This is a genomic window from Kitasatospora sp. NPDC059817 (assembly GCF_042731835.1).
In the GTDB taxonomy this organism is placed as follows: Bacteria; Actinomycetota; Actinomycetes; order Streptomycetales; family Streptomycetaceae; genus Kitasatospora.
On the sequence record NZ_JBHWIR010000244.1, the window covers coordinates 1 to 8,708 of the forward strand.

Annotated in this window: 8 protein-coding genes; 1 reads left to right on the forward strand and 7 read right to left on the reverse strand. The window is 75.8% G+C overall.

Annotation, left to right across the window (positions count from 1 at the left end; translation table 11 throughout):
• From ACFV61_RS32070 to ACFV61_RS32100, 7 genes are all read right to left on the reverse strand, one after another.
• The coding region (locus ACFV61_RS32070; protein WP_380495462.1) for a tryptophan synthase subunit alpha at positions 1-778 on the reverse strand (778 nt) is incomplete at its 3' end.
• On the reverse strand, positions 771-1,802 hold the full coding sequence (locus tag ACFV61_RS32075; protein WP_380495464.1) for a hypothetical protein: 1,032 nt from the start codon (positions 1,800-1,802) through the stop codon (positions 771-773). The genes ACFV61_RS32070 and ACFV61_RS32075, both read right to left, overlap by 8 nt.
• A 3-nt stretch (positions 1,803-1,805) precedes the next feature.
• The gene (locus ACFV61_RS32080) at positions 1,806-2,078 is read right to left on the reverse strand and encodes an acyl carrier protein (protein WP_063352985.1); all 273 of its coding nucleotides are present in this window, start codon (positions 2,076-2,078) and stop codon (positions 1,806-1,808) included.
• 67 nt (positions 2,079-2,145) lie between these two features.
• Positions 2,146-3,729, reverse strand: coding sequence for an AMP-binding protein (locus tag ACFV61_RS32085; RefSeq protein ID WP_380495466.1), 1,584 nt, complete (start codon positions 3,727-3,729; stop codon positions 2,146-2,148).
• Between the two features lie 7 nt (positions 3,730-3,736).
• On the reverse strand, positions 3,737-4,594 hold the full coding sequence (locus tag ACFV61_RS32090; protein WP_380495468.1) for a MaoC family dehydratase: 858 nt from the start codon (positions 4,592-4,594) through the stop codon (positions 3,737-3,739).
• A complete protein-coding gene (locus tag ACFV61_RS32095; RefSeq protein ID WP_380495470.1) occupies positions 4,591-5,829 on the reverse strand; it encodes a beta-ketoacyl-[acyl-carrier-protein] synthase family protein in 1,239 nt (412 codons plus the stop codon). Before ACFV61_RS32095 ends, ACFV61_RS32090 begins: the two co-directional genes overlap by 4 nt.
• A 102-nt stretch (positions 5,830-5,931) precedes the next feature.
• The gene (locus ACFV61_RS32100; RefSeq protein WP_063352988.1) at positions 5,932-7,143 is read right to left on the reverse strand and encodes an aminotransferase class I/II-fold pyridoxal phosphate-dependent enzyme; all 1,212 of its coding nucleotides are present in this window, start codon (positions 7,141-7,143) and stop codon (positions 5,932-5,934) included.
• 597 nt (positions 7,144-7,740) lie between these two features.
• Between ACFV61_RS32100 and ACFV61_RS32105 the strand changes: the two genes are divergently transcribed.
• Complete coding sequence (locus tag ACFV61_RS32105) at positions 7,741-8,613, forward strand: bacterial transcriptional activator domain-containing protein (protein WP_063352989.1); 873 nt, start codon at positions 7,741-7,743, stop codon at positions 8,611-8,613.
• Positions 8,614-8,708: the final 95 nt, after the last annotated feature.

The following is an 8,708-nucleotide window of genomic DNA, read 5'->3' on the forward strand; positions in this document are numbered from 1 at the left end:
GCCGGCCCGCGCGCCGCGGCGGGCCGGGGCCCTCGGGGGCGGGGGGGCTCGGTGGGGGGGGCGGGGGGGCGCCGACGAGCGGCGGGGTGCGCCCCCGGGGGGGGGCCCGCGCGTCCAGGTCGGCGGCGCTTTTGACGCCGAAGCCGATGGCGACCGGGGTGGCGGGGGCGGCGGCGCGCAGGGTGGCGACGGTGGCGGCCAGGGTGTGGTGGCCTGCCGCGGGGGTGGTGCCGGAGCGGCCGTAGTGGGCGACGAGGTAGACGTAGGCGTCGTGGGCGTCGCGGGCGGCGGCGGTGAGGACCTCGGGGGTGGAGGTCGGGTAGCAGGTGGCGACCTGCGGCAGGGCGGCCTCGCGCAGGGCCTGGCGCCAGGCGGGGCGCAGGCGGGGCGGCAGGGCGTGGACGAGCAGGGCGTCGGCGCCGGCCTGGGCGATGGCGCGGGCGCAGGTGGCGGGGTCGGCGGCGCGCAGGCTGTGGCTCCAGTCGGCGAGCAGTGCGATCTTCATGTTCTTCAACTGGGGCCGCAGGGTGGCGAGTTCGTCCAGGACGGTGTCCAGGGTGGTGCCGGCGGCCAGGGCCCGGTCGGCGGAGCGGCGGATGACGGGGCCGTCGGTGGGCGAGTTGGGGAAGGGGACGGCGAGTTCGAGGACGTCGACGCCTTCCTCCTCCAGGACGAGGGCCAGGTCGGTGAGGCGGGCGGGCGGGTCTCCGGCGTTGAGGAACAGGGCCAGGTGCGGGCGGCCGTCGGCGCGGGCGGCGAAGAACGTGGTGTCAGGCATGGGCGGGGGCCTTGTGGTCGGCGCGCAGGCGGGCGGCCAGGGCGCGGGGGGCGCCGTCGGCCAGGGCGTCCAGGGCGGCGGTGTGGGCGGTGTGCCAGTGGGTGTGGCGGCCCGAGGCGAGGGCGAGGGCGGCGGCGTTGAGGGCGATGGTGTGGGTGGCGGTGGGGCCGGCGCGGCCGGCGAGGGCTTGCAGGAAGTGGCCGGTGAGGTCCTCGGGGTGGGGGGCGAGGTCGGCCAGGGTGCCGTCGGCGGGGGCGATGGAGCCGGCGGGCAGGTGGATGGTGGTGTCGGGGGTGTGCAGGGTGTTGTCGGCGAAGGGCAGGAGTTCGTCGGCGCCGGCGGTGTTGGTGGCCAGCCACACGGCGCGCCCGGGGGTGCGGGGGGCGAGGTGGCGCAGGGCGGGCAGGTCGGTGGTGGCGGAGGCGCCGGTGAGTTGGGCGGTGACGGGCACGGTGGCGAGCAGCGGGCCGAGGGTGTTGAGGAGGCGGCCGAAGGGTTTGAGGGTGAGTGGGAAGAGGAGGCGGGCCAGGCGGGTGAGGGCGGGCGGGTAGACGTGGGGGCCGGCGAAGGCGATGCCGTGGCGGGCGAGGTGGTCGGCGGTGGCGGTGTGGGAGGAGGTGAGGGTGATGCCGAGGCGCTCCAGCAGGTCGATGGAGCCGGCGCTGCTGGTGTAGGCGCGGGAGCCGGTCTTGACGACGGGTACGCCCATGGCGGCGGCGGTCAGGGCGGCGGCGGTGGAGAGGTTGAAGGTGGCCGGGCCGCCGCCGGTGCCGACGATGTTGACGCTGGCGGGGTGGGCGGGGCCGGGGTGGGGGCTGCGTTCGGTCAGGGAGGTGGTGAAGGCGGCGAGGGTGTCGGGGGCGGGCAGGCGGGTGGTGAGGGCGGCCAGCAGGGCCGCGGCCTGGGCCCGGTCGCTGTCGCGGGCCGGGCCCGGGGTGCGCTGCTCCAGCTGGTCCCACCACGAGCGCCAGGTGTCCAGGTCGACGTCGTGCCCGGCGAGCAGGGCGGTGAGGGCCGGGTGCACGGGTCAGCCGCCTGCCACGGCGCTGGCCGGGACGGCGCGGCGCTGGGTGATGAAGGCGTCGATGGCGGTGACGGAGCGGAAGTTGTTGGGGTCGAGGTCGGTGTCGTCGACGGGCAGGGCGAAGTGGTCCTCGACCCAGGCGATGAGCTTGAGGACGCCCAGGCTGTCGATGACGCCGTCGGAGAGCAGGTCGTGGTCGTCGGCGAGTTGCTCGGGGGTGACGTCGGGCAGGAACTCCTCGATGAGGAACCGCTTGATCTGGGCGATGTTGCTCATGGCTCGCAACTCCCTTGGGTGTGTGGGGTTTTGGTGGCGTAATCAGGTGATGGGCCGGGTGGCTTGGTCAGGCGGTGGGCAGGACGGCCTTGCGGTCGACCTTGCCGGTGGCGGTCTTGGGCAGCGGGGTGTCGTGGATGGCCAGGCGTTCGGGCACGGCGGCGCGCGGCAGGTTGCGGGCGAGGTGTTCGCGCAGGGTGAGGCTGTTGAGGGCGGAGCCGGCGGCGCGTTGGACGGCGGCGTGCAGGCGTTTGCCGGTCAGCGGGTCCGGGGCGGCGGCGACGGCGGCCTCGCGGACCTCGGGGTGGGCGAGCAGGACGCGTTCGACCTCGGCGGTGTTGACGGCGACGCCGCGGACCTTGACCTGGAAGTCGGCGCGTCCGGTCAGGTGCAGGCGGCCGTGTTCGTCGCGGACGGCCAGGTCTCCGGTGCGGAACCAGCGCCGTCCGGGCCCGGCGCCTTCGGGCTGGGTGGTGAAGCGGCCGGTGTCGCGGGAGCGGTCCAGGTAGCCGGCGGCCTGGAAGGGGGTGGAGACGTACAGTTCGCCGCGGCCGGGGCCGGTGACGGGGGTGCCGTCGGGGGCGGCGAGCAGGGTGCGCACCCCGGGCAGGGGGGTGCCGATGGGCACCGGCAGGGCGGCGGTGGCGTCCAGGCGGTCCAGGCGGTGCAGGAAGCTGTCGTTGGTCTCGGTGCAGCCGTAGATGTTGTAGAGCGCGGCGCCGGGCAGCAGGGCGGGCAGTGCGGCCAGGGTGCGGGCGTCGATGGCGTCGCCGGTGAACGCGGCGTGCTCGACGCTGTCCAGCACCGCGACGCCTGCCGTCTGGGCGGCGGCGGCCTGGGCGAGGAGGGCGTAGGCGAGGGGGACGGCCTGGAGGACGTGCGGGCGGTGGCGGGTGAGCTGGGCGAGCAGGTGGCGGGCGTTGAGCGCGTGGGCGGGGTCGATGAGCAGGACGGTGCCGCCGGCGGCGAGGGTGGCCCACACGTCGAGCAGGCACAGGTCGAAGTTGAGGGGGGCGTAGTTGGCGACGACGCGGCCGGGCCCGAGGTCGAAGGTGTCGTGGGCCCAGGCGGTGAAGCGGTCGACGGCGGCCTGCGCGAGGGGGACGATCTTGGGCAGGTCGGTGGAGCCGGAGGTGGTGAGCAGGAAGGAGGTGCCGGCGGCGAGGGTGGGCACGGGGGCGGGGCGGGCCAGGGTGGGCAGGGCGGGGGCGTCCTGGCCGAGGGGGGCGAGCAGGTGGCGGGCGCCGGCCTGGGCGAACAGGGCCGCGAGCAGGGCGGGGGCCAGCTGCGGGGAGGGCAGCAGGAAGGGGCGGCGCTCGATCAGGCAGGCCAGGACGAGGGCGATCTGCTCGGGGGACTTGGCGGCGGGCAGGCCCACCGGCTCGCCGGGGGCGAGGTCCAGCGTGTGCAGGCGCAGCCGTTCGCGTTCGGCGGTTTCGGCGAGTTCGCGGTAGGTGACGGCGCGCTCGTGCCACAGGAGGGCGACGGCGTCGGGCCGGGTGCGGGCGTGGGCGGTGAACGCGTCGGGCAGCGACAGCGGCGGCGGGGCCTGCACGGCGGGCGCGGCGGGTGCGGCGGACGCGGCGGGCACGGCGGGTGCGGTGGGCGTGGTGGGTGCGGTGGGCGTGGTGGGTTCGGCGGGTGTGGTCATCGGGGTCTCACTCCCCCGCCGGGGTGAGGGCGGCCCAGCCGGCCTTGACGGCGGTGCCGGCCTGGGTGGCGACGGTGAAGCGCACCACCGTGCCCCGGTCGTAGGGCTGCAGGGTCAGGCGCAGCGGGGTGCCGGGGGTGGTGGGGGCGGCGAAGCGGGCGCCCAGGGCGGTGAGGCGGGTGGGGTCGCCGTCGGCGTGGCGGTCGGTGATCTCCTCGGTGGCGAGGGCGACCAGGTGCATGCCGTGGGCGATGGCGGCGGGGAATCCGGCGGCGCGGGCGGCGGCGTCGTCGAGGTGCAGGGGGTTGAGGTCGCCGGCGGCGTGGGCGTAGGCGGTGACGTCGGCGGGGGTGAGGGTGTGGGTGAGGGTGAGGGGTTCGGTGTCGGGGGTGGTGCCGGGGTGGGCGGCGGGGCCCAGGGTGCCGAAGGGTTCGATGGTGGTGGCGCCGACGAGCAGGGCGGAGGTGGTCAGGTGGGCCAGGGTGCGGGTGCCGTCGGTGAGGTGGGTGGTGAGGGCCAGGCGGGTGCCGCGGGCTTCGCGGCGGGCGGCGGTGACGGTGACGTCGATGTCGACGTGGGTGCCGGCGGTGAGGGGGTGGTGGGTGTGGATCTCCTGGGCGAGGTGGACCACGCCGGTGAAGCCGGTGTCGCCTGTGGTCAGGGTGGTGACGGTGTGCTGGGCGAGGGTGTGGGCGAGGACGAAGGGGTGGGCGGGGGCGGCGGCGCCGTCCGGGGCGGGGGGCAGGCCGGTGCGGGCGGCGGTGCGGTAGGCGGCCAGGGCGTCGGCGGTCACGGTGGTGCTGGTGCGGGCGGTGCGGTGGGCGGGCCCGGTCGCCGTAGCGGTCGCGGGTGTGGTCGTGGTCATAGCGGGGTCACCACCAGGGTCGAGTTGTGGCCGCCGAAGCCGAACGAGTTGGACAGGGCCGCGCCCGCGCGGATGGGGCGGGCGGTGCCGTGGACGACGTCGAGGTCCAGGCCCTGTTCGGTGTGCTCGTGGTTGGCGGTGGGAGGGGCGAGGCGGCTGTTCATGGCCTGCACGGCGGCGATCAGCTCGACGGCGCCGGCGGCGCCGATGAGGTGGCCGATGGCGCCCTTGGTGGAGGTGACGGGCACGCCGTGCGGGCCGAAGACGGTGCGCAGCGCGGCGGCTTCGGCGCGGTCGTTGTGCACGGTGGAGGTGCCGTGGGCGTTGACGTGGGCGATGTCGGCGGGGGTGAGGCCGGCGTCGGTGAGGGCGGCGCGCATGGCGGCGCGGGCGGCGGCGCCGGGCGGGCGGGGGGGGGGGTGGGGGGGGGCGTCGGCGCGGGTGGCGGAGGCGGCGAGGGGGGCGGAGGGGGGGGGGGGGCGGGCGCGGGCGTCGGCGAGGCGTTCGAGGACGAGGAAGCCGGCGCCTTCGCCCATGACGAAGCCGTCGCGGTCGGTGTCGAAGGGGCGGCTGGCGCGGGCGGGGTCGTCGTTGCGCTGGGAGTGGGCGCCGAGGTTGCCGAACGCGGCGAGGGTGACGGGGGTGAGGGTGGCTTCGCAGCCGCCGGCGATGACGATGTCGGCGCGGCCGGTTTCCAGGAGGAGGGCGGCGTGGCCGATGGCGTCGGCGCTGGAGGCGCAGGTGGTGGCGATGGTCAGGGCGGGGCCGGTCCAGGCCAGGCGCATGGCGATCTGGGCGGCGGCGGCGTTGGGCATGGTGACCAGGGGCATCAGGGGGCTGACGCGCAGGGGTCCGGCGGTGGTGAAGAGCGCGGATTCGCGGTCGCTGGTGGTGCGGCCGCCGACCGCGTTGCCGACGACGATGGCGCTGCGGCCGGGGTCGGGTTCGGGGGCGCCGGCGTCCTGGTGGGCGGCGAGGGCGGCGAGGGTGCCGTAGTGGGCGAAGGGGTCGAGGCGGCGGGCGTCCTTGGCGGGGACGGGGCCGTTGTCGGGCAGGTCGGTGACGCGGCAGCCCAGGCGGACCCGGTGGCGGGCCAGGGCGGGGTCGGTGAGGGCGGTGGCGGTGGGGGTGCCGGTGCTGACGGTGTGCCAGAACGCGGCCGGGGTGTGGCCGGCGGGGCTGACGACGCCCAGGCCGGTGACGGCGATGGGGGGCCGGGTGGGGCGGGCTGCCATGGTCTTGTCCTTTCCGGGCGTTGGGGGCCGGCGCGGGCCTTCCCAGGTGGGGCGGGGCCGGGGGCCGGCGGGCCTTCCTGGGTGGGCCGGGGGCCGTCTCGGTCAGATGAGGCCGGTCTGGGCGGCGGCGGTCAGGAAGGCGTCGGCGGCGAAGTCGATGTCGGCGGCGGTGTGGCGGGCGGTGACGGCGATCCGCAGCCGGGCCAGGTCGTTGGGCACGGCGGGGGTGACGACGGGCAGGCCGATGACGCCGGCCTTGCGGCAGGCGGTGGCGTAGTCGTAGGCGGCGTCGTCGGAGCCGGCGATGACGGGCAGGACGGCGGTGGCGGAGTCCATGGTGGAGATGCCGGCGTCGTTGAGGCGCCGGCGCAGGCGCTCGGCCTGGACCTGGATGTGGGTGACGCGTTCGGGTTCGCGGCGCAGGATCCGCAGGGACTCCAGGGCGGCGCCGGTCTGGGCGGGGCCGAGGGCGGCGGAGAACAGGAACGGGCGGGCGGCGTAGCGCAGGTGGCCGATCAGTTCGTGGCTGCCGGCGACCCAGCCGCCCATGGAGGGGATGGCCTTGGAGAGGGTGCCGAGTTTGATGTCGACGCGGTGGCGGTAGCCGAAGTGCTCCTCGATGCCGCCGCCGGTCTCGCCGATGACGCCCAGGGCGTGGGCCTCGTCGACCATCAGGAGGGCGTCGTGGGCGTCGCAGACCGCGCGCAGTTCGGGCAGCGGGGCGATGTCGCCGTCCATGGAGTAGACGCTGTCGACGATGACCAGGCGCACGCCGGTCGGGGAGGCGGCCTTGAGGCGGCGTTCCAGGTGGTCGACGTCGTTGTGGCGGAAGCGGGTGACGGTGGCGCCGGAGAGGCGGCAGCCGTCGACGATGCTGGCGTGGTCGTACTTGTCGATCAGGACGGTGTCGCCCTGGCCGACCAGGGCGCCGACGGTGCCGACGTTGGCGGCGTAGCCGGAGCCGAAGACCTGGGCGCGTTCGCGGCGGGCGAAGCGGGCGACCTCGGCTTCCAGTTCCTCGTGCAGCGGGATGGTGCCGGCCAGGGCGCGCACGCCGTGGTTGCCGGTGCCGTAGACGTCGACGGCGGCCTTGGCGGCGGCCACCACGCGTTCGTCTCCGGCCAGGCCCAGGTAGCTGTAGCCGGACATCATGAGCAGGCGCTCGCCGTCCAGGTCGCAGTAGGCGCTGTCGCGTTCCATGGTGTAGGCGACGAAGCTGTTGCGGCGTGAGGGGTCGGACTCCAGCGCGGCCACGCGGTCCAGGGTGGCGGCGAGCTTCGGCTCCAGGCGGTCCCATGCTCCGGTGGCGTTCACGTGCGGGTCTCCTTCTCGGCGGGGCGCGGCGGGCGCGCGGCGGTTTTGCCGTGCGGTTTGCCGTCGGTTTGCCGCCGGTTGTCCGTCGGCTGTTCGGCGGTTCGTCGTCGGCTTGTTCCGGATTGTTTTCGGTATTTCCCGGCGCGGGGGCGGGTGGTGGTGCTGGGGTTTCCTCCCGGGATAGTCCCGGGGCTTTTACGGGTGGTGCCCGGCGCAGGGGGTGGGTGGTGTTTCTCGAAGCCTTCACGCGGGGTGCTCAAGGATGACTACATTTCTACGGCAGGATGCGCAAGGCGTCCGCAATAGCCGTGTTCTCGGCCTGCGGTAACGCTCTGACGTGCAGAAACCCTGCGTCCACGACGCATGGACCGGCCGGTGGGTATGTTTTGTCGACCAGTGTTGACACCGTGTGATGCGCCGAATGTATGGTCGAAATCCGCCGAAACCGAACGGCTGGTAGGCGGAATTTCCGGTCCAGGTTTCCCACGCCGTCGGCCCGGCGTCACGGGCCGTCGGCTCCGCTTTGGCTCAAGGGGGTTGGAGCACGTTGAACGGCTTCCGGGAAGACAGTCCGTCCGGCAGATCGGGGACATTCTCATGCTGATCCGCCTGACAGGACTTGTGACGATCGAGCACGACCGCGGCGCCCCGCAGCACCTGTCCAGCGCCCAGGCCCAGGTGGCGTTCGCCCGCCTGGTCCTGGAACGCTCCGCCGGCACCAGCCGCGACCAGCTGGCCGACACCATCTGGCCCGACGGCCTGCCCGACACCTGGGCCTCCGCGCTGCGCAGCGTGGTCTCGCGGGTGCGGGCCTTCGTCGCCTCCCCCGGCCAGGGCCCGGGCGCCACCCCGCTGATCGCCCAGGGCGGGCGCTACGTCCTGCGGCTGCCCGCGGACGCGGCGGTGGACCTGGAGGCCGCCGCCAGCGCGGTCGGGGAGGCCGGGGAGGCGTACGCGGCCCGCTCCTACGCGGTGGCGCAGCAGTTGGCCGCGGGGGCGATCGCCAACCTGCGCGGCGCGTTCCTGCCCGACCACGAGGGCGAGTGGGCGGGCGGGGTGCGCGAGCACGTGGAGGAGCTGCGGATGTCCGCGCTGGAGACGGCGAGCCTGTCGGCCTCGGCGCTGGGCGAGGAGCACCACGCGCTGCGCTGGGCCGACGAGGCGGTGCGCCGCGCCCCGTTCCGCGAGAGCGCCTACCGCTGCCGGATGGAGGCGCTGGCCGCGGCCGGCAACCGGGCCGAGGCGCTGCGCTGTTACCAGCAGCTGCGCCGGGTGCTGGCGGAGGAGCTGGGCATCGACCCGGCCGCCGAGACCCAGGAGCTCTACCTGGCGCTGCTGCGCTCCCCCGCTCCCGTCGCGCCCGCTCCGGCGGTGGTGCGGCCGGTGGACCCGGTGCTGATGGGGATCTTCGAGCCGCTGGCCCTGGCCCGGCTGGCGCGCCCGGCCGGGCCGCCGGTGCGCGCGGCCTGACGGGACCGGCGGTGCGCGCGGCTTGACGGCCTGTCGTCGTGGCGGGCGGCCCCCGACGCTGAGGGGGGCGCCGCCCCCCCGGGGCGGCGCGCCCG